The 23,693-nt window shown below is 61.7% G+C and carries 22 protein-coding genes; 3 read left to right on the plus strand and 19 right to left on the minus strand.

Translation table 11 applies throughout. From position 1 onward, the window contains the following. Nucleotides 1–86 precede the first annotated feature (86 nt). On the plus strand, nt 87–1,013 hold the full coding sequence (locus tag E4J89_RS10130; protein ID WP_136786010.1) for a LysR family transcriptional regulator: 927 nt from the start codon (nt 87–89) through the stop codon (nt 1,011–1,013). A gap of 69 nt (nt 1,014–1,082) precedes the next feature. Here E4J89_RS10130 and E4J89_RS10135 read toward each other — a convergent pair whose 3' ends face one another. From E4J89_RS10135 to E4J89_RS10170, 8 genes are all read right to left on the minus strand, one after another. Next, entirely contained in the window at nt 1,083–1,754 is a 672-nt protein-coding gene (locus E4J89_RS10135) for a response regulator transcription factor (RefSeq protein ID WP_136786011.1), read from the minus strand. Further along, the gene (locus E4J89_RS10140) at nt 1,751–3,259 is read right to left on the minus strand and encodes a GAF domain-containing sensor histidine kinase (RefSeq protein WP_346763380.1); all 1,509 of its coding nucleotides are present in this window, start codon (nt 3,257–3,259) and stop codon (nt 1,751–1,753) included. The genes E4J89_RS10135 and E4J89_RS10140 overlap by 4 nt, the downstream gene beginning before the upstream one ends. A gap of 114 nt (nt 3,260–3,373) precedes the next feature. Continuing rightward, on the minus strand, nt 3,374–4,117 hold the full coding sequence (locus tag E4J89_RS10145) for an SDR family oxidoreductase (protein WP_136786013.1): 744 nt from the start codon (nt 4,115–4,117) through the stop codon (nt 3,374–3,376). Nucleotides 4,118–4,119: 2 nt separating this feature from the next. Next, complete coding sequence (locus E4J89_RS10150) at nt 4,120–4,395, minus strand: muconolactone Delta-isomerase family protein (RefSeq protein ID WP_136786014.1); 276 nt, start codon at nt 4,393–4,395, stop codon at nt 4,120–4,122. A 36-nt stretch (nt 4,396–4,431) separates the two neighbouring features. Next, complete coding sequence (locus tag E4J89_RS10155; protein ID WP_136786015.1) at nt 4,432–5,133, minus strand: alpha/beta fold hydrolase; 702 nt, start codon at nt 5,131–5,133, stop codon at nt 4,432–4,434. Next, nucleotides 5,130–6,518, minus strand: coding sequence for an MFS transporter (locus E4J89_RS10160; protein WP_240691838.1), 1,389 nt, complete (start codon nt 6,516–6,518; stop codon nt 5,130–5,132). The genes E4J89_RS10155 and E4J89_RS10160 overlap by 4 nt, the downstream gene beginning before the upstream one ends. Next, complete coding sequence (locus tag E4J89_RS10165) at nt 6,515–7,378, minus strand: class III extradiol dioxygenase subunit beta (RefSeq protein WP_136786016.1); 864 nt, start codon at nt 7,376–7,378, stop codon at nt 6,515–6,517. Before E4J89_RS10165 ends, E4J89_RS10160 begins: the two co-directional genes overlap by 4 nt. Next, nucleotides 7,371–7,727, minus strand: coding sequence for a protocatechuate 3,4-dioxygenase (locus tag E4J89_RS10170; RefSeq protein WP_205754453.1), 357 nt, complete (start codon nt 7,725–7,727; stop codon nt 7,371–7,373). Before E4J89_RS10170 ends, E4J89_RS10165 begins: the two co-directional genes overlap by 8 nt. A gap of 504 nt (nt 7,728–8,231) precedes the next feature. Here E4J89_RS10170 and E4J89_RS10175 point away from each other — a divergent pair. Then, nucleotides 8,232–9,722: an aldehyde dehydrogenase family protein gene (locus E4J89_RS10175; protein ID WP_136786017.1), complete on the plus strand. Its 1,491-nt coding sequence runs from the start codon at nt 8,232–8,234 to the stop codon at nt 9,720–9,722. Between the two features lie 280 nt (nt 9,723–10,002). Here the strand turns inward: E4J89_RS10175 and E4J89_RS10180 are convergent, their stop codons facing one another. The 3 genes from E4J89_RS10180 to E4J89_RS10190 all read right to left on the minus strand — a co-directional run bounded on the left by E4J89_RS10180 (nt 10,003) and on the right by E4J89_RS10190 (nt 13,443). Then, complete coding sequence (locus E4J89_RS10180; protein WP_205754454.1) at nt 10,003–10,929, minus strand: hypothetical protein; 927 nt, start codon at nt 10,927–10,929, stop codon at nt 10,003–10,005. A 63-nt stretch (nt 10,930–10,992) separates the two neighbouring features. Beyond that, nucleotides 10,993–11,829 carry an alpha/beta hydrolase gene (locus E4J89_RS10185; protein WP_169303968.1) on the minus strand — a complete coding sequence of 279 codons (837 nt, stop codon included), beginning with the start codon at nt 11,827–11,829 and terminating at the stop codon, nt 10,993–10,995. Between the two features lie 123 nt (nt 11,830–11,952). After that, nucleotides 11,953–13,443, minus strand: coding sequence for a carotenoid oxygenase family protein (locus E4J89_RS10190; protein ID WP_169303969.1), 1,491 nt, complete (start codon nt 13,441–13,443; stop codon nt 11,953–11,955). Nucleotides 13,444–13,750: 307 nt separating this feature from the next. On the opposite strand from E4J89_RS10190, the gene E4J89_RS10195 reads away from it, so the two are divergent. Beyond that, complete coding sequence (locus tag E4J89_RS10195) at nt 13,751–14,263, plus strand: MarR family transcriptional regulator (RefSeq protein WP_136786020.1); 513 nt, start codon at nt 13,751–13,753, stop codon at nt 14,261–14,263. Nucleotides 14,264–14,327: 64 nt separating this feature from the next. Here the strand turns inward: E4J89_RS10195 and E4J89_RS10200 are convergent, their stop codons facing one another. The 8 genes from E4J89_RS10200 to E4J89_RS10235 form a co-directional block, all read right to left on the minus strand. After that, a complete protein-coding gene (locus E4J89_RS10200) occupies nt 14,328–15,134 on the minus strand; it encodes an ABC transporter ATP-binding protein (protein ID WP_205754455.1) in 807 nt (268 codons plus the stop codon). After that, the gene (locus E4J89_RS10205; RefSeq protein WP_205754456.1) at nt 15,131–15,955 is read right to left on the minus strand and encodes an ABC transporter permease; all 825 of its coding nucleotides are present in this window, start codon (nt 15,953–15,955) and stop codon (nt 15,131–15,133) included. Before E4J89_RS10205 ends, E4J89_RS10200 begins: the two co-directional genes overlap by 4 nt. 8 nt (nt 15,956–15,963) lie before the next feature. Continuing rightward, entirely contained in the window at nt 15,964–16,707 is a 744-nt protein-coding gene (locus tag E4J89_RS10210; protein ID WP_169303970.1) for an ABC transporter permease subunit, read from the minus strand. A gap of 180 nt (nt 16,708–16,887) precedes the next feature. After that, nucleotides 16,888–17,898: an ABC transporter substrate-binding protein gene (locus E4J89_RS10215; RefSeq protein ID WP_136786023.1), complete on the minus strand. Its 1,011-nt coding sequence runs from the start codon at nt 17,896–17,898 to the stop codon at nt 16,888–16,890. 186 nt (nt 17,899–18,084) lie between these two features. Continuing rightward, nucleotides 18,085–18,597, minus strand: a complete 513-nt coding sequence (locus tag E4J89_RS10220; RefSeq protein ID WP_136786024.1) for a DUF3237 domain-containing protein — start codon at nt 18,595–18,597, stop codon at nt 18,085–18,087. Between the two features lie 79 nt (nt 18,598–18,676). Next, on the minus strand, nt 18,677–20,134 hold the full coding sequence (locus E4J89_RS10225; protein ID WP_205754457.1) for an aldehyde dehydrogenase family protein: 1,458 nt from the start codon (nt 20,132–20,134) through the stop codon (nt 18,677–18,679). Between the two features lie 36 nt (nt 20,135–20,170). Continuing rightward, the gene (locus E4J89_RS10230) at nt 20,171–21,664 is read right to left on the minus strand and encodes a carotenoid oxygenase family protein (protein ID WP_136786025.1); all 1,494 of its coding nucleotides are present in this window, start codon (nt 21,662–21,664) and stop codon (nt 20,171–20,173) included. Nucleotides 21,665–21,751: 87 nt separating this feature from the next. After that, on the minus strand, nt 21,752–23,284 hold the full coding sequence (locus tag E4J89_RS10235; protein ID WP_169303971.1) for a GMC family oxidoreductase N-terminal domain-containing protein: 1,533 nt from the start codon (nt 23,282–23,284) through the stop codon (nt 21,752–21,754). Nucleotides 23,285–23,693 lie beyond the last annotated feature (409 nt).

Below are 23,693 nucleotides of genomic sequence, written 5' to 3' on the forward strand. Positions count from 1 at the left end.
CCATCCTGTTTCTAGGTCTTCGTCGACCTCCTATCACCGTAGGTATTGCGCTGATGTGCGTCTACTGAATATTCATCATTCTCGACATGACCATAGTGAATAATGAGGCCATGTTGCTCAACCTTGACCTGAACCTCTTGCGTACCTTCGTCGTCGTATACCGCGCGAAAAACCTCACCGCGGCGGCGGAGACGTTGCGGGTATCGCAGCCCGGGGTCAGCCATGCCCTGAGGCGTCTGCGGACGCATTTCGACGATCCGCTCTTCATCCGCACGGGTACGGGCGTGCGTCCCACCCGCCTGGCCGCCGACCTCTACGCGGAAATCAGCGGTCCCCTGTCGCACATCGTCGCAAGCATGGAGGACCGAACCCGCTTCGATCCGGCCACCTCGCACCGCCGCTTTCGGATCGCGCTCACCGACCTCGGCGAGGCCGGCCTGCTCCCCCGCATCCTGCTGGCTACGGGGAGTGTGGGTCCGGGGATCGAGATCGAGGTGGTGCCGCTGGACATTGACACGGTCGCGCGGGACGTCGTGACGAGGGACATCGACGCCGCGATCACGAGTTCTGCCGTCCTGGGCCAGGTAAACCAGGAGGTTCTTTTCCGTGATCGCTACGCCTGCCTGGCGCCCGCCGACCTGGAGGACGACAACGGGCGGATCCGGGTCGAGGATCTACAAAGGCTGCCCGAGGCCCGAGTCGGCTCCTCTGCGGGTCACGGAGCAATCACCGAGGCAGTCACCACGCTCGGAGCGGGCGTCCTCTCCCGGGCCCCGCAGGTTGAAGTGCCCCGTTTCACATCGCTGCCTTGGATCGTCGCGCGGTGTGGGTACGTTGCCATCATTCCGATCGATGCCTTCGCTGCACTGACGGTCCCTGAGGGAGCGAAGCTGCTGGAACTTCCATTCCCCTCGCCAACAACGGCTGTGTATCTCGTCTCGCACGCCGCCGCGGATGCCGACTCCGCGACTGCATGGTTCCTGGACACAGTGCGTTCGGCTCTCGCCGCGTGAGTCAGGTCAACTCCACGAAGGGTAGGGCCCGTGCTTCGCACCGGGGACGCGTCTAGGTTGCCGGGATCTCTAGGTGGTGGGAGCGACCAATCCCGCATTAACGGCCATCAGGGCCGCCTGCGTGCGCGATGTCAGATTGAGTTTGCCCAGCATGTTGGAAACGTGTGTACGGGCCGTCCGCTCGCTGATGAACAATTCCTTGGCGATTTCGCGGTTGGATTTCCCAGTGGCCACTAGCCGCAGCACGGCCCGCTCCCGCTCGGTGAGGGAAGACATCCCGACGCTGGGCGCACTCATTTGCAGTGTGAACTTCTTGGCCATGGACGTGTCGATGAATACCTCGTCGCGTGCGGCGGCCCGTATCGCCGCGGCTACATCCAGCGCCCCGGCGTCCTTCAGCAGGTAGCCGGATGCCCCCAACTGCATCATGGTGTTCATGCGCTCCATCTCACCGAAGCTGGTCAAAACCACCACTTTAACCCCGGGGTGCTTGCGCCGGATTTCCTGCATCGCGGTCATCCCGTCCATTCGCGGCATCATCAGATCCAGAAGAACGACGTCGGGGAGGTTGCCATACGTGTCCAGCTCAGCCAGCTGCTCCAGAGCGTCCTGGCCGTCCACCGCCTGCCCAATCGCCTCAATGTCCTCGAGCACTTCAAGGTAGGCCGAGATGCCGCGTCGGGCCACCGCATGGTCATCAACGATCAACACTCTTAGCGTCTTCGGCGAGGATGTGCTCATGGCTGCCTTCCGGGGGAATGGTAAGTGACAAGGTGCGGGACTTCGGCGCGCACCACGGTGCCGGCCCCGCCGAAATTCAGGTCGACGTCGAAAGCGCCGTTCCATCGTTCGACGCGCTGGCGCATGAACGCCAGTCCGTGGCCTTCATGCTCAAGGGCCTCACGGGCAGCACCGGGTGGTTCCGGCTTTCCGCCGTTGTCGCGGACAGTCAATCGAATCTGACCGTTGCTAACGTCGAGGGTAATGACGATCAGGTCGGCGGGCGAATGTTTGACGGCATTGTGCACAGCTTCCGCGGCCACGTAATAGAGATCCTCTGCGAGTTCGCCGCCGATCTCGTCCACTACCGCTTCGGCGTTGAGCTCAAACTTGACGCCGGTCTGCCGGTGCGTGGTTGCCGTCAGCCTGGTCAGGGCTCCGCGAAGCCCGCTGCTCCCGATGACGGTGGGACGCAGCTGGGTGACAAGTCCCCTCAGGTCCTTCAGGACGGAACCGGTGATGTCCTCGAGTTCTGCGGCGATTGCATGGATGCGCTGGTCCCGCTCCGGGCCATCGGTCAGGATCTTGAGCGTTTGTGTCAGCATGCCCATGGAAAAGACTTGCTGCACTGCTGAATCATGAAGATCCCGTGCCAGCCGCTGCCGCTCCTCCCGGTGGGCCGCGCTCCGCTCCTCTTCCAGCATGGAGGCGTAGTCGATGGCCAGTCCCGCCTGTTCCGCCATCGACGTCAGGAACTCGATGGCTTCCTCGTCGAGGGCCTGCCCCGGTGCGAGAAACGCGTTAAGGATGCCGATCGTGTTCTGCCGGACCTTGATCGGGATCGAGGCAAACGCGTCCCATGTCGGGTATCGGTGAAACTCGTGCAACGGCTCCCACGCCGGATTGGACATGAACGCGTCGTAGCGGTGCGGGAATATCACCGGCTTACCCGATTCCATGGCGTTGAGCATTCCCAAATCCGCGCCCCGCCGTCGACACTCCATAAGGAGGGAAAAGAAGGCGCCGCTCCGAGAAGCTGGAAACCCGGCCATACCAAGCATGTGGAGCTTGTCGCCGGAATACTCGTTGGTCAACACCTGCACTCCGGCCAGCCCATCGGCCTGCAGAATCTCGTGGGCCAAAGCGCTCAACGTTGCCGGGAGTGAACGTTCGGAGGCCACGCGTGCCGCTGTTCGCGCCACTGCCATGGCACGCCTTTCGCGCTGTCGCCGGCGCGTCACGTCATAAAACGCGACACTGTAGGCCTCACCCACCCGCTGCATCCGGTAAGCAAGCTCTACAGAGTTCCCGGCTGCTTTGATCCACGCGGTGCTCCATCCAGTGCCGGATGCCGGCTGCCCCTCGACCAGCCCGCTTTCCCCGGACAGGAGTGCGTGCAACGGCTGCAAGGCTCCGCCGTGGTTTCCGAGTATGGCCCGGCCACTGGAATTCAGCCGTGTCACGCAGCCAGCCTGGTCCAGAAGCGCCAGGCCGACAGGCGAGTGCTCCCAATCCTTGTCCGGCATGTTCCTCCCGCTCAATACCCGCTCCAACGCGAGCTACATCACACGCGCATCAGAGGATACTCTGCCGCACGATGAATTGATAAAACGCATCCGTCACTGACAGAGTCGTCCTGTTCACCGAAGGAGGCCGCCGCCGTCGTACACCAAGGTTTGGCCGGTGATCAGCGCGGCGTCGGGCGACGCCAGGTAGGCGGCAAGGCCGGCGAAATGCTCCGGTGTGACATATTCCTTGATCGCCTGCCTGGACATGGTGGCAGCGAAAACTTCCTCGCCGGAATGCTCGCGGGTCCCCGGCGTGGCAACTTGGGCCGGGACGATCGCGTTGACGGTGATGCCGTCTGCCCCCAACTCGTTCGCCAGTACGCGGGTGAGACCGGTCAGCGCGCCTTTGGAGGCCACATATGCAGCCTGACCGGCATTGCCGGTAAAGAAGGTGCGCGACGCGACGTTGATGACCCGCCCGCGGTGCTCGCTGGCTTTCAGGTACGGGTAGGCTGCTTGGGTCATCAGGAGCGGCCCGACGGCATTTACATCGAAGTAGCGATGCATCTGGTCGGCCGTCACGTCCAGGAAACTGTGCCTGCCGCTGAGCAGACCGGCGTTGTTGACCAGAATGTCCAGCCCGCCGAACTGCTCCGCGACTTTCCGGACAGTGGCGTTGACGTCCTCCCGGTCGGTCACGTCGCAGGCAAGAAACTGTACGCCCGCCTCCAGCGGACCTGCCGGCTCCTTGATGTCCAGCGATGCGACTGTGCACCCTTCCGCCGCCAAGCGGCCGGCGATCCCGCGGCCAAGACCGCCGGAACCGCCGGTCACGATCGCCACCCGGCCCACGAGCCGCGGTGCCGCATCCGCCATGCCTACCGCTCCTGTGGATGCGTCGCCAGCGGCTCCACGGACACTTCCATCCACGGGAACTGCGGCAGGGACGCCAGAGCGTCATGCAGTTCGGTTGCATCGTCGGCTTCCCAGAGCCCGACGACGGCGCGCCGCCCTGGGATGCGCCACAGCCGTTTCAGAGTGCCCTCCTGCCTGAGTTCCATGGCGCGTGCCCGTTCCTGGGACTTGAGCTGCTGGGCCTGATCCGCACTCATCGAATCAGGCAACGTTGTTTCAAATCGAACGAGGAATTCCATACCTACTTAACCTCCTGTGTGGTCTGGCGGAACGGTCTAACCGACAATCTTGAGCAACACCGAGGCCAGTTCGTCCGGAGCGGTCACCATGGCTTCATGGCCGGTGTTCACTTCGTAGGTCTCCCATCCCGCTGCAGTCGCTTGCTCTGCGAAAGGCCGGAAGACCCGCATCCAATCGACGCACTCGATGTACACGCCGGGCACGTCCTCATACGCTCCGGACAACGGGAGCGATTCCGTATAGGTCTTCCACGGATGCGGAGTCAGGCGCGCCGCCAGCCAAGCATGGTCAGCAGGTTCGTTGATGCCCAGCTTCTCCAGCGGCCGGGTGGGGATGAGCCAGCCGAACCCGGACTGTTCTACCGATTCGCGGTAGTGATGAGCAACTGTTTCCGGAAGCAGCTCAATCGCCGGCCTCCCGTCTCCGATGAACCCGTCCAGGTGCACCCGGCGGGCAATCCTGTCGGGGACCCGGTCGGCCACGCCGGTGATGACCTGCCCTGCGTAGCTGTGTCCAACCAAGGTGACGTCTGTCAGGTCGTACGCTTCGAGGAGCCGCACCAGGTCCTCGATATGCGTGGCCAGACCGACGTCGGGGTTGATCAGGTGGGCCCTGTCGGAAACGCCTGTCAGCGTTGGGGTAAAGACCCGGTGTCCCTCTTGTTCCAGGAGCGGGACCACTCGTTCCCAGCACCAGCCGCCGTGCCATGCCCCTGGCACCAGGACGAACGTACTCATGCCTTTCCTTCCCGAATGTTTGCCGGTTCTGTCCGGTGCCCCGGAGCGTTCAGCGCACCGGCGTCTGCGGAAGCAGCGTACCGGCCCACTTTCAGCGCGGCCATCGCCACGAAGCTGACGACGCCCATGATGAGCAGATACACGGCGATCGGAGTCGTGGAATTGAAGGCTGCGTACAGACCCGTAGCGATCAGCGGCATGAATCCGCCGCCAAGGATGGAGCCGATCTGGTAGGCAGTGGACGCGCCGCTGTAGCGGACCTCCGCGGGGAAGAGTTCGGCGATCAGTGCTGCCTGCGGGCCAGCCATGAGCGACTGCCCCAGCAGGATGACTGCGAAGGCGATGGCGATGGCAATGGGCTGCCGGGTGTCGACCAGCCAGAAGAACGGGAAAGACCACACAGCCAGCAGGGCTGCGCCCCAGAGGAAGACGGGCTTCTGCTTGAATCTGTCTGCCAGGAGGGCGCCCAGTGCAACGGTGACAAGGTGGCAGACCGCTCCGAAGATGATCAGCATCAGCATGGTATTTCGCGACAGCTCAAGCGTCCCGGTTCCGTAGGAGAGCATGTAGACGGAGTAGAGGTAGCCAATGGCAGGAGCTGCGATGGAGACAATCCCGGCGAGCAGAACGGTGCCAGTGTGGTGCTTGAAGAGCGTCAGGATCGGAGCCTTGACGTCCTTCTTCCCCTCCTTCACTTCCTTGAAGGCCGGAGAGTCTTCAATCTTCAGGCGCATCCACAGAGCGATGATGATCAGGACTGCGCTGAACAGGAACGGCAAGCGCCAGCCCCAGGACGTGAATACTTCCGGGGCGAAGATGTTGGTGACGATGATAAAGACGAGGTTTGAGCCGATGATTCCCACCGGGAGCCCCATTTGCGGGAACGAACCGTAGAACGCGCGTCGCTTGCTGGGCGAGTACTCGACTGCCATCAAGACGGCGCCGCCCCATTCGCCTCCGACGCCGATGCCCTGGAGCAGGCGGAAGACCACCAGCAGGATCGGTGCCCAAATGCCAATGGTCGCGTAGTTCGGGAGCAGGCCGATCGCCACCGTCGCAATACCCATCAGCAGCATGGAGAGCAGCAGCATGGATTTTCGGCCGATGCGATCGCCGAAGTGGCCCATCAGGAGGCCGCCAATGGGGCGGGCCAGGAAGCCGACGGCGAAGGTCGCGAACGCGGCCAGCGTTCCCGCCATGGCATCGTCGGTCGGGAAGAACTGCGGACCAAAAATCAGCGCCGCCGCAGCTCCATAGATGAAAAAGTCATACCACTCGATCGCGGTCCCGACGAGGCTTGCCCCCAGGACCTTCTGCCGCTCCTTCACTGAAGGCAGCGATGCGTCCGCCCCCGCCAGCCCGGACGTCGATGTCTGCTGATTCACAGTTGTTCCCTTTCATTGGCATCCGTGGCAAAGAGGGCCAGTGCCGCCGCCGTGTTGGAGGCCGGTACGTGGTAGGTCTCGTGGACTCGCCGGATATCGTCTCCCAGGGCACCACGCATGATCAGCCACATGATCATTTCGATACCTTCGGAACCTGCCTCCCGGATGTATTCCTCGCGTGAGATCTGGGCCAGCTGCTGCGGGTCTGTTTCGATCTTCTTGAGGAAATTGCGGTCGAACTCCTCATTGATCAGACCGGCTCGTTCACCGGAGAGCTGATGCGACATCCCGCCGGTTCCGAAGACGGCCACCTTGAGATCGCCCGGGAACGAGCGGATCGCCCGCCCGAGCGCCTCGCCAAGGTCAAGGCAGCGCTGGGCCGTCGGCTGCGGATAGTGCAGCACATTGACCAGCATGGGCACCACGGCGCACGGCCATGCATCTCCCGGATCAGGCGTGTACACAGAGAGCGGCACGGTGAGGCCATGGTCGACGTCGAGCTCTTGCAGCACCGTCAGGTCGAAGCCCTCATCGACGAGGTTCACCAGGAGGTGCTCGGAGAGCTCCGGAGCGCCAACAACATTGGGCACCTTCCGCGGCCCGTAGCCTTCATCCGCCACTTGATAGTGGGCGGCAGTGCCCAAGGCGAACGTGGGAATCATCGACATGTCGAGGGCATTGGCGTGATCGTTGTAGACCACCACGGCAACATCGGGCTTGTGCTCGGCCATCCATTCTCGTGCCGGCGCATAACCGTCGAAGAGCGGCTTCCAGTAGTCATCCGCCGTCTTCTGGTTGTCCATCGCCGCGCCAATCGAGGGCACGTGCGAGGTGGCCAGGCCCCAGATGATTTCAGCCAAACTTCCGCCCTCCTGCATTGAGTTCTGCGATGAACTCTTCAGTCCTCATGCCCGTGAATACGGCACCAAGGTCCTGCATGGTCTTCTTGTCGATGGCGGCAAGTTTGACGATATAGAAGATGGAGGCGCCGATTTCCGTCATCGTCTTCCAGTCACGCGCGAGCACAACACGCTTCTGCTCATCGTTGAGGTCGTATTCCTCGCAGTATGCGGCTTCGTCGGCGCTAAACCGTTCCCGGTTATTGGGATCCTTGAGCGAAAACAGCATGTTGTTCAGGGCTCGCCCGCGCAGGCTCGACTGGGTGTCGTAGACGTGCGTGCCCTCGATCTGTGGAGTGTAGGACGGCACAGTGCCTCCTCCTTATTGCTTTGGTGTGATGCGTCTCACCTGAGACACTACGGTCGCAACAAGGGGCAAACATCGGTGGCCTGACCTAATCCGACCGCGACATTTGTCCTGCTTGAACGGCTGGCCACATGGCCGGGATCACGGCGCGGGCCACGCGGACTTCCATCCCCGCACACTGTGCCGCGGAGCCCCGACCGGACGGTGTACCACTTTGAATCAGAAAATGTTAACAATCTCGTTGTCAAACCTCCAGGCTTCGGATAGCTTGTTAGCGACATCACAAATACCTGCTCGAGCAGAGCTGCGCTTTGCTTTACTGCGTGATTTCAGAGCAGGCATTGACTGAACGGCCAACCGACAAGGGGAGACCTTTTTGGGCCATGAAATATAAAGGTACTTGTCATCACCGGGGTCGATGACCATCGCGATAGACCACCGGACTTTCGAGCCAGAATTCAACAGTCCGAGATTTGAACCCCACACTACATGGAGAGGTGTTAGCAGATGACTGAAGCATTGACCACCCAAGTCACTACGGGGCTCTACATTGGGGGTGAAGTCAGGGACACCGGCGAGACCTACGCCGTGGCGGACCCCGGCAAACCCGGCGCAGTGGTGGGATACGCCGCCGCGGCGTCCAAGCAGGACGTGGCCGACGCCGTAGCCGCCGCGAAATCCGCCTTCCCGGCCTGGGCTGCCCTCGGCGCGAAAGAACGGGCCGCCCGGCTCGCCGCAGCCATCGAAGGCCTCGCCGAACTGCGGGACGAGGACGCGGCCATCCTGTCCCAGGAAAACGGGAAAATCCGGATGGAAGCCTGGATCGACGCCCTGGTCTTCGACATCCGCTTCCAACTCGCCCTGGCCCTCGCCGACCAGATCGACCAGGGCAAGGTCCTCGAACCGGCACCGGGCATCCCGGTGACCACCACCGTGGCCTACCAACCACTGGGCGTGGTGACCATCATCGTCCCGTTCAACTGGCCCATCGCCATCCTCGGCGCCTCGCTGCCGCACGCCCTGCTGGCCGGCAACACCGCCATCCTGAAACCACCGCCCACCACCCCGCTGGCCATCACCCGGGTAGTGCAGCGCGTGGCGGAGAAACTGCCGCCGGGCGTGCTGAACATCGTCACCGGCCACGACAGCGAGATGGCCGGCCTGATCCAAAACGACGACGTGGCCAAGGTCTGCTTCACCGGCAGCGTCGGCGGCGGCAAGAAAATGATGGAAATGGCCTCCAAGTCCCTGACCCGCGTCACCCTCGAACTCGGCGGCAACGACCCCGCGGTCTTCCTCGACGACGCCATCCTGGACGACACCCACCTGGACCGGCTCTATGCGGCGATCTTCGACACCACCGGGCAAATCTGCATGAACGCCAAACGCGTCTACGTACACCGCTCCCGGATGGACGAACTGGTCGCCGGACTCTCCGCCCGGCTGGAAAAAGCCGTCATCGGCTACGGACTCGACGAAACCACCACCATGGGACCGCTGCACCAGCCCGCGCAGAAAACCTTCGTCGAAGAACTCATCGCCGAAGCCAAGAACGCCGGCGCCGACGTCCGCGAGTTCGGCGAACTGCCCTCCGACCCCGAACTCCAAGGCGGCAACTTCCTCAAACCCGCCCTCGTGGTCGACCCGGACCCGTCCCTGCGCGTGGTCACCCAGGAACAATTCGGCCCGGTCATCCCGATCATCCCCTTCGACACCGAAGAAGAAGCGATCGCGGCCGCGAACGACACCTGGGCAGGCCTCTGCGGATCGGTATGGACCGCGAACAAGGACAAAGCCAACACAATCGCTGCGCAACTGGTCTGCGGCTACGTCTGGGTCAACGACCACGGCGCCACCCGACTGGACCTGCGCGCCCCGTTCGGCGGCATGAAGCACTCCGGCTTCGGCCGCGAACAGGGCATCGAAGGCGTCCGCGCGTTCCAGGACACCCGCTCCATCGCCCACCTGGACGAAGCAGCCGCCGCAGCCGGCCACTAATAACAACGACGACGGCGCGTGGCCGGTCCCTGCCTCAAGGGCCGGCCACACGCCGTCTCGTTACCCGGCTGGCCCAGCAGCCGCCCGCCCCGGGCATCCCGGGGCCCAGCAAACAGGCCGGCTCCCCCCAACAGGGAAACCGGCCCGTTTGTTTGTCTGGTGGACAGTTCAGGGTTATTGCTGGGTTTTCCCACCGCCGGTGAACTCTCAAAAGGCCGCGCTATCGCGCTCCGGGACGTCGACGTTTGGCTCGCTGAGCATGCCTCGTTTTGGTTGCTGGCTAGCGGCGCCGGTCCTTCAGGAGCACGGCTCCGCCGTTCCACGTGTCGTCCAGATCCTGGATCTCGGCGTCGGTCGCCCACGGAGACTTGCTGAAGTACGGAGAGCCAATGAACGTCGCCTCGACGGCAGCAATTTCACCGTTCTTTATCTTGAAAATTTCCATAAAACTCCACGTATGCGGCTCCCGGAACGGCGACTCGCGCATCGAGCCATCGGTGAGCTCATACTTGTCCAGAAGGCCCTTGTGGTCGATAAAGCCTCGGGCGAGGCAAATGCCCCGGGCTTCGTCCACCATGATCCACTCCCGGCGGACCCGCTCGTTGAATCGCCAGCGGCCCAGCAGGAAGTCCCCGGCGGCCCCTTTTGGCGCCGCCTGATAGCCGTTCTCAATCCGGTAGCAAGTGTCAGCGAACTTGGTATAGAGAGTTCCGTCGTTACGGGACAGAGTCTGGAAATATCCGTCTGCCAAGGCCAGCGCGTCGTCCCGGCTGCTCCACTCACTCGGTTCCAGCTTGGCCGCGATGACCGGCTGGTGGTGCAGTTCGCGCACCTCGCCGAAGGGAGTGGGCGGACCGCTGACGCCGCGCTTGGTGGAGAGCATATGCTCGATCTCGATGATCTCCCCGCCTTTCACTTTCAAGCGGATCGTCAGGAAACCGGGGGTGTCGTTCATCATGATGGCCGTGAAAATGCCCACGTTGCCGGTATGCGGATCCGAGAAGGTCAGCGCTGGACCGAGTTCTTCAGTCACGGCGTCCCAGCTTCCATCGGGGAAGTTCAGCTCGACGTTGTTCTCCGTGTAGCGCACCCGAGGTGAAACCGGCAGCAACGATGGCTCGTGCCGGACATAGGCATCCCGGTAACGCTCACCCAACTGCTCGAGTTCGTCCTGGCCGGGCAACTGTGCTGTTTCAGATGATCGCATGGTTCCTCTTCCTTGAAGATAGTGACAATGTGCCCATGGGCAGGTCCAATAGCGATGGGCGGTTCAGCCTGTTTCCTTGCCGAGGCCGCGGACGAAGGAGGCCAGTTCTGTTCCCAACACTTCGTCGTCGGTTCCCAGATGGACGACTTCACTGAAGTGGTTGTGACCGGCTAAGTAAACCATCCGTGGCAGCTGCCCGTTGCGCTCCAGCAGCGCCTGGGCCAGCCCCAGGAACTGGCGTTGGTGCTCCGGCGGATCCATTTCCGTCACGACCACCATGATCGGCACTGCCGACTGCACCAGCCCCGGCAGTGGTGAAACGGGGGCGAGGTCTCGCTTAGTGCCGTAATAATTATCCAGAACTCGCTCCCGGGGCACGACCGTCAGATCGTACAGACCGGAGAGCAGGATGGTGCCCGCAACCGGCGCTTCGTCCAAAGCGGCTGCCGCGAGGTAGCTGGCCACGTGGATGGCGCCCGCAGAAGCTCCCATCAGCACAATATGGTCCGGGTTACCGTTCAAGGTGCCGATATTGCTGCGGAGCCAGGCAACCACGGCATTAAGGTCCTCGATCCCGGACGGGTATTGGGCGGCAGGAGCCAAACGGTACGAGATCGTAACGCCTATAAATCCATGCCGTACGGCCCAGGCACCGACATTGTCGTAGAACGGGCTTCCCTCTGTGTGCTTCTGCCCGGCAACGAAGTTTCCGCCGTGAACAAAGACCAGCACCGGCAGTTTTTCCGGCGACACAGCCTTGGGGCTGAAGACATCCAAGCGATGCCGGGGATGGTCCCCATACACAAAATCCCTTTCGATCACGACATCGCCAAAGGGCGCCAGATCATGCAAGGGCGCATAGACGGTGTCCGTAGCCTTTGCCCGGTCCGGAGCGATCACGTTTCCGATGTCCCGGATCGCGGCTGCAGTCTGTTCATCCATCATTTCCCCGCCCTTAACTCCTTCCAGCCCGCTGGCTGCTCTCCCCGTTACGGGGAGGTGTTTCAATTCGCTTGGCTGAGCTTAGGCGCGCAGGTCGGGCAATTGGCCCAGTTCCTCAGCAGAGACCCACAAACCATGGAAGGTGGGGCGGATGTGCAGCGGAATATGGACTGTGGCAATGGGTCCGTCGGTTAGTCGCGCGGTGTCCAGCACTACCAGGTCCGTTTTCTCGTCCGGGAAGCGGTTGACCAGGGCCACGAGGAAACCGTCCCCTTCAGGCGCATCATCGGAACGCGGGATGAAGACCGGCTCCTGGACATTGGAGTCGTCACCGGCGTACCACCGCTCAGATTCTCCCGTGAGGTGGTCCAAATGGATCAGCGTGTTGAACCAAACGCCCTTTGCGATCTCCTCATTGACCGGCTTGCTCATGTCGCGTCCGCCGAGGAAACCATGTCGATAGTTCAGGGTTTGGAAGCGCTGGTCAATCTCGGGGAAGTCCACGTGGATGCCGTCCAACAGGCGGCGTTGTTCAAAGTCACCGCCGCCACGAGAGGTATCGCAGGTCCATCGGGTCAGGTACTGCGTGACCCTCGCCGGATCGAAGGGCTGGCCGAGTGTATCCGGCAGCGGGGCGACCTCGGAAACGCAAAGGTCGATATGAACGAGAGGTCCCTCGGTGAACGAGTTCATGGTGTGAAAGGACCACTGCGCGGGACCATCGAAGTAGACGATATCTTCTACTGATCCGCGCCTTGGCAGAATCCCAAGGTGCGTTGTTTGGCCCGGCTCCCAGGCCCAGCGCGGCCCACCAGCCCTGACCCGCTCGACATCCGTGGTCAAGGGCATGACAGGAAGGATGCTGTGCTCCTGGGTCACGGCCCAATCATGCACCATGCTTTGGTAGGGAGGCAGGAGCCATTGCTCATCAGTTAACCGACCGCTGGCGCTGGCGCTGCCAACAGCGATGTCAGAGCTGAGCTCACCGTTGGCCGAATATCCGAAGAAGACCCACTCCCCGGTGAGCGGATCGATCTTCGGATGTGCCGTCATGGTCTTGCTCCGGAGCCGACCGCCGAAATCGTGTTTCCCCAGCGTTCTTAGAGTCATCGGGTCAAGGCGGTGCGCCAACCCATCCTCCTTGATCGCGAATAGCTGGTTGCCATGCCAGACCATGCTCGTATTCGCTGTCGTTCGGTCCACGCCGGCTACCGAGGGATCGTCGGTGTACGGGTTTCGGTAGGCCCCGAAGAGTGCCCGGCGCGCGTCCCGCTCGGCGTTGAATTTGTCGGTCCGTACGTAGCGGGTCCGGACATCGGCCCGTCCCTCGGCGAGCACAAACATATAGACCATGCCATCGCCGTTGATGTAAATGTCATCTCCTGCCCGGGGAGGAAAGGCCGGGTCTGGTCCGCAGCGGTAGAGGACACCTGCGACCTGGGGCGGAATTCGACCCTCAATCTCGAGCGACAGGACGTCGCTCTCGACGCGTCCCGGGCGGTTGATTCCGGTGAATTGCCGCGTTTTGGGAAATTCTGAGGATACTGCCTGAGCAGCTGCGGTGGTGGTCATTGCGGGCCTCCAGCGGATTGAAGGTGATACGGAATGGTTTGGGAGGGTCTCGTACATGCTGCCCTCCGAGAGGCCAGAAGCGCCGATGCTTCGCGCCCAATCTTCAGCCAGTGCTACGAGCCTAAGTCAGCAACGCAAAGATGACAAGCTTCTTTGCAATAATTCTGCCGCTTCACCGGGCTGGCTCGCCGCCAGAACTAACACCAAATTTGCTGCTGGCAGTCAATATTGATCAATTTGGTTTACACTAGAGTCACTACTAAATCTGACAATCGAGATCCGACAAGGACCCGGAGGATAAGGCAACGTGACTGAATTGGAGCCACTGTCGGCAGCGGCAAAAGCCAAGGCTGACCGCCGACCCTTGCTGGGACTGATCCTGACTGCCGACCGACGGCTTCGGGCGCTCATGGACGAGGTGCTCCAGCAGTACTCCCTGCCCACTCCCGAATACACCGCCCTCGTCATATTGCGGCGGCAGGGACCGTTGTCTTCCGCAGAACTTGCGCGTTTGGTTTTCGTCACTCCGCAGGCCATGGGACAGATCATCACCAGCATTGAACGACGCAACTTGATCATCCGGCACCCGGATCCCAATCACGGCCGAAAGCTGCTCGCCGAATTGACGCCCGTCGGGGTCGAACTCGTGGACAAGTGCGTGGACAGTCTTCAGGCCGTGGAACGGCATTTCCTCGGAGCGCTGAACGAACGGGAGCAAGAGTATTTCCTGAACCTGCTGTCGGCCTGCACCGACCACCTCGAACAGAATCCGAACCTGGGAAGCGAAGACCGGGTGGTTCAGGAAGCCTCGTTGCCATGAGCTGGGTGGCGGTTCCGTCGGAACCGCCACCCAGTGGCACGGCGTCGCCGCGAACCGCTGCCCCCTAGTGCCGGATCTCGTTAAGGATTCGCCGGCGCGCCTCAGTGAACCTTGCGTCCGCCTTGGTATCGATCTGGTCCCGGTCCATCCCAAACGGCACATCGACGACGTCCACTACGGTTGCAGGATGGCCCGACAGAACCACCACTCGGTCGGCCAGATAGACGGCCTCGTCAATATCATGAGTAACGACGACGATACTGATCCCCAGGCGCTTGCGGAGGTCCAAAACTAGGTCCTCCAGATCGAAGCGGGTCTGGGCGTCTACCGAGGCGAACGGTTCGTCCATGAGCAGGATTTCGGATTGGTATGCGAGCGCACGGGCGATGGCAGCGCGCTGCTGCATCCCGCCCGAGAGTTGCCACGGGTACTTGCGGCCTACCGCGGGCAGGCCAACGGCGTCAAGGCACTGTTCAGCCAGAGCCATCCGCTGCGACCTGCCCATTCCCCTGCCTTGCAGTGGAAAGGCCACATTTTCCTTGGTTCGCATCCACGGCAGCAATGACCGGCTGTAGTCCTGGAAGACCACGCCCACCTCGGAGAGCGGCTCGGTCATTTCCTGGTCCCCCAGCATCACCTTGCCTGAGCTCGGGGGCAGCAGGCCGGCGAGGCATCGCAGCAATGTGGTCTTTCCTGCCCCGGACGGACCGACAATGCAGACCACCTCGTTGGGTTCAACCCTGACGTCCAGCTCGTGCAGCACTTCCACGGCGTCGGCGCCCTCGCCATAGGACTTGCTCAGAGACTGGACAGACAGGGTGTGCCGAGCTTGGCGCTCCTCAAGTCGATCGAGGTTTTGAACTGTTGTCACTTCTTTGCCTTCCGACGTGATCTGGTGGTCTTGATACGACCGTGGCTGGCCAATGCGGCAGAGTCGAAGTACCAGCGAAGCGTGCCCTTTTCAAAAAGGATGAACGAGACACTCAGCAGGTAGCCCAAGGCGCCGACAAGGAGTGTGCCCGCCCATGCGCCGGAAATATCGAAGGAGCTGCCAGCCATATTGATGTAGTGGCCAATGCCGGCCACCGCACTGAAGATTTCGCTGACGACCATAATCACCACGCCGACGGCGAGAGAGACCCGTACTCCTGCGACGATCTGCGGGAGCGCAGCCGGAAGGACGATTCTACGGATTCGCAAGGTCGTCGGTATCCGATAGGACTTCGCCATATCCCGCACTTCGGGAGCGATGGACCGCACGCCGTCGATGGTGTTCAGCAGCACCGGCCAAAAGCAGGCGAAGGCGATCATGTAAATCTTCGGGGCTTGGCCGATACCGAGGGCGCCGATCACGATGGGGATCAGCGCGGACTGCGGCACGGAACGGACAAACTGCAAGAAGGGATCCAGCACCTGACGCAGGCGCTCTAATTCTCCGATCAGGATGCCCACCGCCACGCCGAGAACCGTCGCGACGGCGATGCCAATCAGAATGTTCGAGAGACTAAACACCACATCCCTCATCATCGTCCCGGTCGTGAATCCGCTGACTAGAGACTGCATGATCTTCGACAAGGGCGGGAAATAGACTGATGTGCTGTTCGCCGACAGGAACCACCAGGCGGCCGCCAGCACGGCTACCAGCCAAACCTGCTCCAGCAGGCGGCCGAGCTGTTTGGGCGCCTCGGCCAATATAGTGCTCATTGTCCACCTCCTGTTACTCGACGGTTCCAGCCGAGGAATCGGCCCTCAGCCAACCAAAGGATCTTGTTCAGCACGAGCCCGACCAAGCCGGAGTAGATGACATAGGCCAGGGCCAAGGCAGGGGCTCCGTCAGTCTGTGCCCGTGCCAGGTTGCCGCCCATACCTGGAGTAAGGCTCAGGACCTCGACGCCTACGGCAATCAGAATCGAGGCTGAGGCTGCAATCCGGATGCCGGTAACGGCGAATGGGGCGGCGTTGGGCAGGACGACCTTGAAGAACTTGAGCCCCATCGGGATCCGATAGCTGCGGACCGTGTCGGCAATGACTGGATCAATCCGTCGGGCCCCATAGATGGTTTGCAGCAAGATCGGCCAAACGACGCCGGAGAATACTACGACGACTTCCATTTCCCGGGTCGCGCCGAGCATCAGGACCATCACCGGCAGGAGTGCGATGACGGGGAAAGAACGCCCCAGATCAATGAGGAACTGCGTAGACCGGTAGAAGGCCGGGGTGATACCGAGGAACATCCCGACTGGGACACCCACGACGATGCTGAGCGCTAGCCCGACCAGGGCACTGGACATGGTGGCCGCAAGCGCCGCCCAGAACACCGGATCGACGGCCAAGCCTACGAATCGCACTGCCACGTCCCAGAACGGCGGGACGAGGTCTGGGCTGAAATAACCGGAAGCGTAAACGAGCGTCCACACCAGCAGGATGAGGACTGCTGTTGCCAACTGCCACATGACGAGCGCGATTTTCCTCCGGCGAGCCGGACCCGCGAACCTCTTCTGATCCGGCCGGCGTGCCGGACCCGAAGGCCTCTTCGGATCCGGCACCACCTTGGGCGGAGATAACTTTTCGGAGATGGCCATCCCTACACCTAACTTGGGTAACTTCAATTGACCGGAGGTGAACTAGTTCTGCGGTGCGCCTTCCCAGACGACGTCCTCGTAGGCAACTTCGGAATCGATGAACTTGTACTTGTTCAGCCCATTGATGGTGTTCTCCGTACCCGCCCGGTTGATCTGCCAGGTCAGGATCTGGATGGGAGCGGACTTGATGTACTCCGGATCCTGCTCCGTAAATTCGATCTGCAGTTCCTGAACAACTTCAGGGTTGTCAATCGCGTACTCAGTGGCCTGCTTCATGGCCTCGTTGAACTTTTCAATGGCCTCCCCGTTTTTCGCGATGAAGTCATCGGACGAGACGTACCAGGCGTTCGGGCCGCCCTCGAGGAATTCGTTACCGGGGGACCCAATGGTCCGGAAGCCCATGCCTATGCCGGTCGGGTAGAAACTGCCAATGTTGTAGGCAGCATCCACCTGGCCCTTTGCCAGGGCATCGTTGAGGCCGGGGAGCGGCAGCTGGACGAACTCGACCGAGCTCGTATCAACACCCGCGTCTTCCAAAGCCAGCAATGATCCGAGATGTGTGGTTTCTTTCAGACCCTGCAAGCCAACCGTCTTGCCTTCCAGATCGCCGTAGCTCTGGATAGGGCTGTCCTTCTCGACCAGCAAGCCGGAGGTAATGACTTCAGCATTGGCGTTCTGGTTTCCAAGGATGGCCTTGATGGGCATGCCCTGGGCCACAGCTGCGATCGTGGAGACGCCGCCGGTGGCGGCGATGTCCACCTTGCCAGACACTAGCTGCGCCACCTGTTGCGCTGCCGTTCCGCCGTCGATGATCTCAACGTCGAGACCCTGTTCCTCGAAATAGCCCTCGCGGTCAGCGATGATCAGTGGTTCGAAGAACACTGGTGCCCGAAGGACCTTGAGACTGGTGAGTGCGCCGGCCGCTCCGGAAGCGGCCCCCGCCGGCTCCTCCCCTCCGGCGGCAGTGCTACCGCCGCAGGCCGTCAGGGTAAGCCCGAGGGCGAGGATTGCTCCGAGGCCGGTCAGGCCCTGCCGTGAAAATTTCTTGATCATGGAGATTACCTTTGCCTAGGTGGTCAACGTTGACCCAAACTCTTCGCGGCTGGATGCCGGGACCGGCTCCCTTGAAACCACCGGTCTCGAAACCAACCATATGGATGTGATCTAAATCATGTCAAGTAGCTTGCCACTTATTTGTTTGATTGTGACGAACCGGTGTTCCTGCGCGAATTCCACGCCCTATTTAACGGCGTAGTAAGTGAAGACAGTGTGGTCAGGATTGGCGACCCGTTGCCCTGTGCCGACAATAATGGTCCGAGTCAGCCAATCATGCGGCCCAACCGGCGCATCGAACCGCGGAGTGATTCGGAAATAGAATTCCCTGTCGCCACCCCAGGAGGGGTCGTCCAACCGGGTTTCAGAACCGTCCATTGGATACAGGTAACCGGAATTGTGAATATAAATCGGCGAGCCATCCGAGGCCTCGAGCATGTAGTGAGCGTCCAGCCCGTAGACGCCCGCGTAGTCGGCTCCACTGCCGCCGACCACCCTGCCCTGGAGTCGCGGCCCCCAGATCTCGCCTCCGGCGGCTGGCACATAGGAGCGTTTGCCAGCGGGTGTCTGAAACCGGACACGTTCCGTGAAGTCGATCCGGATGGAGAACGCGTACTCCAGCTCGATACTGCCGATCGAAGGATTTTCGGTACCGAAGCTCAGCGTTGTCGGTGTGTTCTTATCGACGTTCGTCGTCATAATAAGGCTCCCTTAGTTCTCAGAGTGGTTGATCGATGCATACGTTCATTGTTCGTACTGGTTAGCGGGTGGACACCCCCTAGCCGAAGGCAACACTGATGGTCTTCAGCTCGCAGAATGCCTCGATTCCAACAGCTCCGCCCTCACGGCCCATGCCGCTCTGCTTCATGCCCCCGAAGGGCACCTCCGCGCCCACGTGCGGATGCCTGTTCACCCACGCTCCACCGGAGCGGAGCCGGCGGGCGAGCTTCAGCCCCTCCTGGATATCGGAGGTCCAAATGGATCCGCCCAGACCGAGCTCAGTGGAATTGGCCTCCTCAATAACGGCGTCTATGTCGCTGTACGGCATGACTGGCAGCGCCGGGCCGAACTGCTCCTCGTCCACGAGTGCCACTCCCTTGCCAATCCCGGTGATGATCGTCGGCGGAATGAAGTACCCCGGACGATCCAAGGGAGCCCCGCCTGTGACGGCTGTGCCGCCATTCGCCAGCGCGTCCTCGATCAGTCCCTTGACCCGTTCGAACTGTGGTTTGGTCGTCGAAGGCCCCATCGTGGTCCCGTCTACGAACGGATCCCCCGGCTGCGCCTGGTTCGCGAGCTCGGCGAGGGCGGCAACCACTTGGTCGAAGATGGATTCATGGACATAGAGGCGCTTGATTGCGGCACAGATCTGGCCGCCGAGGGCGAACGCGCCCCGATACAGCTTCGGCGCAATCTCTTCCACGTTGGCGTCCGGCAGGACGATGGCGGCGTCGTTTCCGCCCAGTTCCAGCAGCATGCGCTTCAGCGTCGGTGCGCCGGCGGCCATGATCGAACGACCGGCTTCGACGCTGCCCGTGAAGGCAACGAGATTGGTTTCCGGATGGGCGGTCATGGCCTTACCGAGTTCATCGCCGCCCGCGAGGATGTTGACGACGCCGGCGGGCACGATGTCCTTGATCAGGTTGCCGACGAGCAGCGAGGCGAGCGGCGTGAATGGCGAGGGCTTAGCCACCACCGTGTCGCCAGCGAGCATTGCCGCGGCGATCTTGTTGATCAGCATGATAATCGGGCCGTTCCAAGGCACGATGGCGGCCACGACCCCGACCGGCTCACGCACCAGCTGCACGAGCTCGGTCTCGTTGTCGGCCAGCGTGTCAACCGGCAGGTCCTGCATCGCATACCAGCGAGCATGAGCCGCCGCTCCCTTGATTTCGCCAGCACCGATGAAAGCTGGCTTACCGGTTTCAGCCGAATTCACCAGCCCGAGGGTTTCCGCCTGGGCGTCCAGACGCTCGGCCAGGGTCAGCAGGGCTTCCTTCCGACGGTCGATGTCGGCCGCCCATGCGGGCAACGCCCTGCGTGCCGCCGACATGGCCCGGTCCAATAGTTCAAGGGACGCCTCAGGGCAGCTGGCCAGCACTTCTCCTGTCCAGGGGGCAACGACGTCGAAGGACTCCTCTGTGGGAAGGATCTCCCCGTTGACGAGGTGCCCGATGCCGATCAATTGGTCCTGAATTCTCTGAGTGACATCGGTGATCTCAGCAGTGCTACTCACAAATACTCCTTGGTTGCGATGGGTGCTGGCGGTTTGCTACCCGCGTAAATCCGGGATTCGCCCCAGTTCTGCGGATGAAACCCACAGTCCGTGGAAGGTCGGCCGGACATGGAGGGGGATGTGGACGGTGGCGACGGGGCCGTCAGTGAACCGCGCCGTGTCGATGATGACAAGTTCGGTGCGGGCCGATTTCAGCCGGTTGATCAGGGCGAGCAGGTAGCCGTCGCCTTCCGGCGCATCGGGGCCGCGCTCTACAAACACGGGTTCCTGAATGTTGGCGTCGTCGCCGATGTACCACTGCTCGGATTCGCCCGTTTCTTGATCCAGATGGATCAGAGTGTTGAACCAGACGCCCTTGGCGATATCCGGATTGATTGGTTTGGTCCAGTCTCGGCCCGCCATGAAGCCGTGCCGATACTTCTTCGTTTGCAGCCGCTGGTCCATTTCCGGGAAGTCCACCGCGATTCCGTCGAGCAGGCGGCGTTGCTCGAAGTCGCTGCCAGGACGGTCCAAGTCGCACGTCCACCGCGTGAGGTAGAGCTGAGTCATGGACTGTTCAATCGGATTGCCGTTGATCTCAGGGAACGGTGCGGCCTCGCTGACGCAGAGGTCGATGTGGACGCGGCGGCCTTCAGTGAAGGCATTCAATGTGTGGAAAGACCACAGCGCCGGACCGTTGAAGTAGACGATGTCCTCGACAGAGCCATTCCGGGGGACGACCCCCAGATGCGTGGTCTGGCCCGGGTCCCACATCCAGCGCGGACCGCCTGCCATGACCCGCTCCAGATCAGTAGTCGCGGGCATGATGGGCAGAATGTTGTGTTCCTGCGTCACCGCCCAGTCGTGGATAGCGCTCTGATAGGGCGGCAGGAACCATTGCTCTTTCGTCAGCCGGCCGGCTGCGTTGGCGGCGCCCAGGGCAATGTCGGAACTCATTTCACCGGCTGCCGAATAACCGAAGAACACCCACTCGCCAGTCACCGGATCGATCTTCGGATGTGCAGTCATGGTTTTGCTGCGCAGGCGCCCCCCAAAGTCATGCTTGCCCAAGGTCCTAAGGGTCAGGGGGTCAAGCTGATGGGCCAACCCGTCCTCTTTCACGGAGAACAACTTGTTGGCGTGCCAAATCATGCTGGTGTTGGCGGTTGTCCGGTCCATTCCGGCAACGCTGGGGTCGTCCGTCCACGGATTGCGGTACTTGCCGAAGAGCGCCCGGCGCGCCTCGCGCTCCGCCTGGAACTTATCAGTGCGAACGTAGCGGGTGCGCATGTCCGCATGACCGTCGGCCAGCACGTACATCGACACCATGCCGTCGCCGTTGATGTAGATATCGTCGTCGAACATGGGCGGGAAGGCAGGGTCGGGCCCGCAGCGGTACAGCACTCCTGACAGCTGCGGAGGCAGCGTGCCATCGATTTCAAGCGAATAGATATCGTTTTCCATCCGTCCGGGACGGTTTATCCCGGTGAATGCACTTGTATCCGGAAATTGATTCTTGGATATTGACCGCGTTTCGGTCTGAGCAGTCATAGTAAACTCCTTATCGTCAATTGATGCGGGAATTCCCGCCTCAACTTGTGCACAGGTCGATCGGGGGCTTGCGGCCTGAAATGCGTTTTAGAGGGACCTTCCGGAGATCCTGGACGCCATGAGTTCGGCCATTGCAATGACAGTGAGGTTGATATTTCCGCTGACGACCGTGGGCATCACCGATGCATCGATGACACGGAGCCCCTCGAGACCAATCACCTTGCAGTCCGGGGTCACAACGGCCGCGGGGTCGTTCGCGGCGCCCATCCGGGCGGTCGACGAAAGATGCATGACGTCCTTGACCATGGAGAGGATTTCCTCGTCGTTGCGTGGCAGGTTCGCCTCACCGGTGGTTATCCGCCGCATCGAGGGGTGATCCAGCATCGGCTCGATCCTCGCCACGGCATCCCGCATGCGAACTAAATCCCGCTCGTCCGTCAGCAGGTCCATCTCCAGGTACGGGTCCTCGAACGGATCGGCGGACTTTAGGGTGAACCTGCCGCGGGAATAGGCCTGATTGAGCTGTACCGCGATGCCCGCTGTCGGCTGGCCAAACCAGTAGTTGTGGTTGCTGGCCATGATCATCATGTCGTTGCGGCGGCCCTCCCCCAACTCGGAGGAATAACGCACGACGACATTTGTCGGCCGGTTGCCGACGCATATCTGCGATTCGGGAGTCACCGGCACCTGAACGAAGATGACGGCATGGTCCTGGTGCCCTTCGCCGACGGGGAGCACTGTTACCGGCTTCACTCCGATGGCCTCTAAAGCAGCCTCCGGACCGATTCCGGACCGGAGGAGAATTCCCGGACTATGCACGGCGCCCGCGGCAAGTAACACTTCGCCGGCATCCGGTGCTACGTGGAATGATTCACCGGAAGCCAGCAGGACGCCGACGGCCCGGCCGCCGTCCAAGAGGATGCGGTCGACATGGGCGTTGCCGCGGATGGTGAGATTGTCCCGGTCTCTAGCGGGCTCCAGGTACGCGTCGTTGGTGGACACCCGGAATCCGTCCCTGATATTCATCGCGAAGGCGGCCACTCCGGCTCCGTCCGGCGAGTTGTGGTCCGGGTCCCACGCGTAGCCGGCGTGCAGGGCTGCGTCACGAAGGGCGACGTCCATTCCGCCCCAACCCTCCTCGAGTTCACGGTAGACGGGAATGGGACCGGAGGCTCCGTGGTGTTCCATCTCGGGGAAGTCGTGGTCGGACTCCAACTTGATGAATGCCGGGAGTATGTCGTCATACGACCAGCCGTCGGCACCCATCCGCACCCATTCGGCGAAATCTTCCGGAACCCCCCGGATGGCGCAGAGGCCGTTGACTGTTGAACTGCCGCCCAAGCCGCGGCCGCGCCGATAGGGAAAGGCGGGCTGGCTGGGATGCCGGCGGGCCGTGGGGCCGATCCAGAAGTATTCAGGATCGATTTCTTCCCGGTCCGGCGACAATGCCAGGCCGCGGCCGAGGTTACGGTCTCGGAACTGTTCCGGCGTGTCGGCGGACCGATAGTCCGGGCCTGCCTCCAGCAACAGCACTTTGACAGTCGGATCTTCGGACAGCCGGCCCGCGAGTGCGGCGCCGGATGAGCCTGCGCCGACAATAATGTAGTCCCACATTCCCATAGTTGCTCTCCACTGAGTGACTTGGCAGCTCTTCATTGAGTCAGGCGTGGGCGTCGAAGACGATAACGCATCCCGGGCCTGGCAGTGGACTTGAGCCTAGGTCAAAGAGCCATCTATGACAACCTTCTTTGCATATTTACCTGGAAGATTTCCATTCAAGACCCAGTTGCTAACGGAGAAACGAGCCACTTCGCCCTAAAACCCTACTCAAGCTACATTCCATGACGCAGGTCACAGCGGCTGCGGAAATGGTTGTTGAGAGCGCGCCAGCCGCGAACCTACGCTGTTGACAGTCCGGATCAAGGGCGGGAAGCGTCATGGGTCTTCGATGACGGTGGGAACTTCTCAAGGGGATGCCGGTCCTTCGGCTGGCCCCTAAGCCGGAACCAGCGCGTTCGGCCGCGGACGG

The organism is Arthrobacter sp. CAU 1506, assembly GCF_005047635.1.
Lineage (GTDB): Bacteria > Actinomycetota > Actinomycetes > Actinomycetales > Micrococcaceae > Crystallibacter.

What these genes read in the sequence shown, in the direction of transcription:
- E4J89_RS10220 (WP_136786024.1), bottom strand. Translation starts at nt 18,597, where the DNA reads ATGACGACGAACGTCGATAAGAACACACCGACAACGCTGAGCTTCGGT.
- E4J89_RS10215 (WP_136786023.1), bottom strand. Translation starts at nt 17,898, where the DNA reads ATGATCAAGAAATTTTCACGGCAGGGCCTGACCGGCCTCGGAGCAATC.
- E4J89_RS10130 (WP_136786010.1), top strand. Translation starts at nt 87, where the DNA reads ATGACCATAGTGAATAATGAGGCCATGTTGCTCAACCTTGACCTGAAC.
- E4J89_RS10155 (WP_136786015.1), bottom strand. Translation starts at nt 5,133, where the DNA reads ATGAGTACGTTCGTCCTGGTGCCAGGGGCATGGCACGGCGGCTGGTGC.
- E4J89_RS10180 (WP_205754454.1), bottom strand. Translation starts at nt 10,929, where the DNA reads ATGCGATCATCTGAAACAGCACAGTTGCCCGGCCAGGACGAACTCGAG.
- E4J89_RS10140 (WP_346763380.1), bottom strand. Translation starts at nt 3,259, where the DNA reads ATGCCGGACAAGGATTGGGAGCACTCGCCTGTCGGCCTGGCGCTTCTG.
- E4J89_RS10135 (WP_136786011.1), bottom strand. Translation starts at nt 1,754, where the DNA reads ATGAGCACATCCTCGCCGAAGACGCTAAGAGTGTTGATCGTTGATGAC.
- E4J89_RS10145 (WP_136786013.1), bottom strand. Translation starts at nt 4,117, where the DNA reads ATGGCGGATGCGGCACCGCGGCTCGTGGGCCGGGTGGCGATCGTGACC.
- E4J89_RS10190 (WP_169303969.1), bottom strand. Translation starts at nt 13,443, where the DNA reads ATGACCACCACCGCAGCTGCTCAGGCAGTATCCTCAGAATTTCCCAAA.
- E4J89_RS10175 (WP_136786017.1), top strand. Translation starts at nt 8,232, where the DNA reads ATGACTGAAGCATTGACCACCCAAGTCACTACGGGGCTCTACATTGGG.
- E4J89_RS10150 (WP_136786014.1), bottom strand. Translation starts at nt 4,395, where the DNA reads ATGGAATTCCTCGTTCGATTTGAAACAACGTTGCCTGATTCGATGAGT.
- E4J89_RS10235 (WP_169303971.1), bottom strand. Translation starts at nt 23,284, where the DNA reads ATGGGAATGTGGGACTACATTATTGTCGGCGCAGGCTCATCCGGCGCC.
- E4J89_RS10230 (WP_136786025.1), bottom strand. Translation starts at nt 21,664, where the DNA reads ATGACTGCTCAGACCGAAACGCGGTCAATATCCAAGAATCAATTTCCG.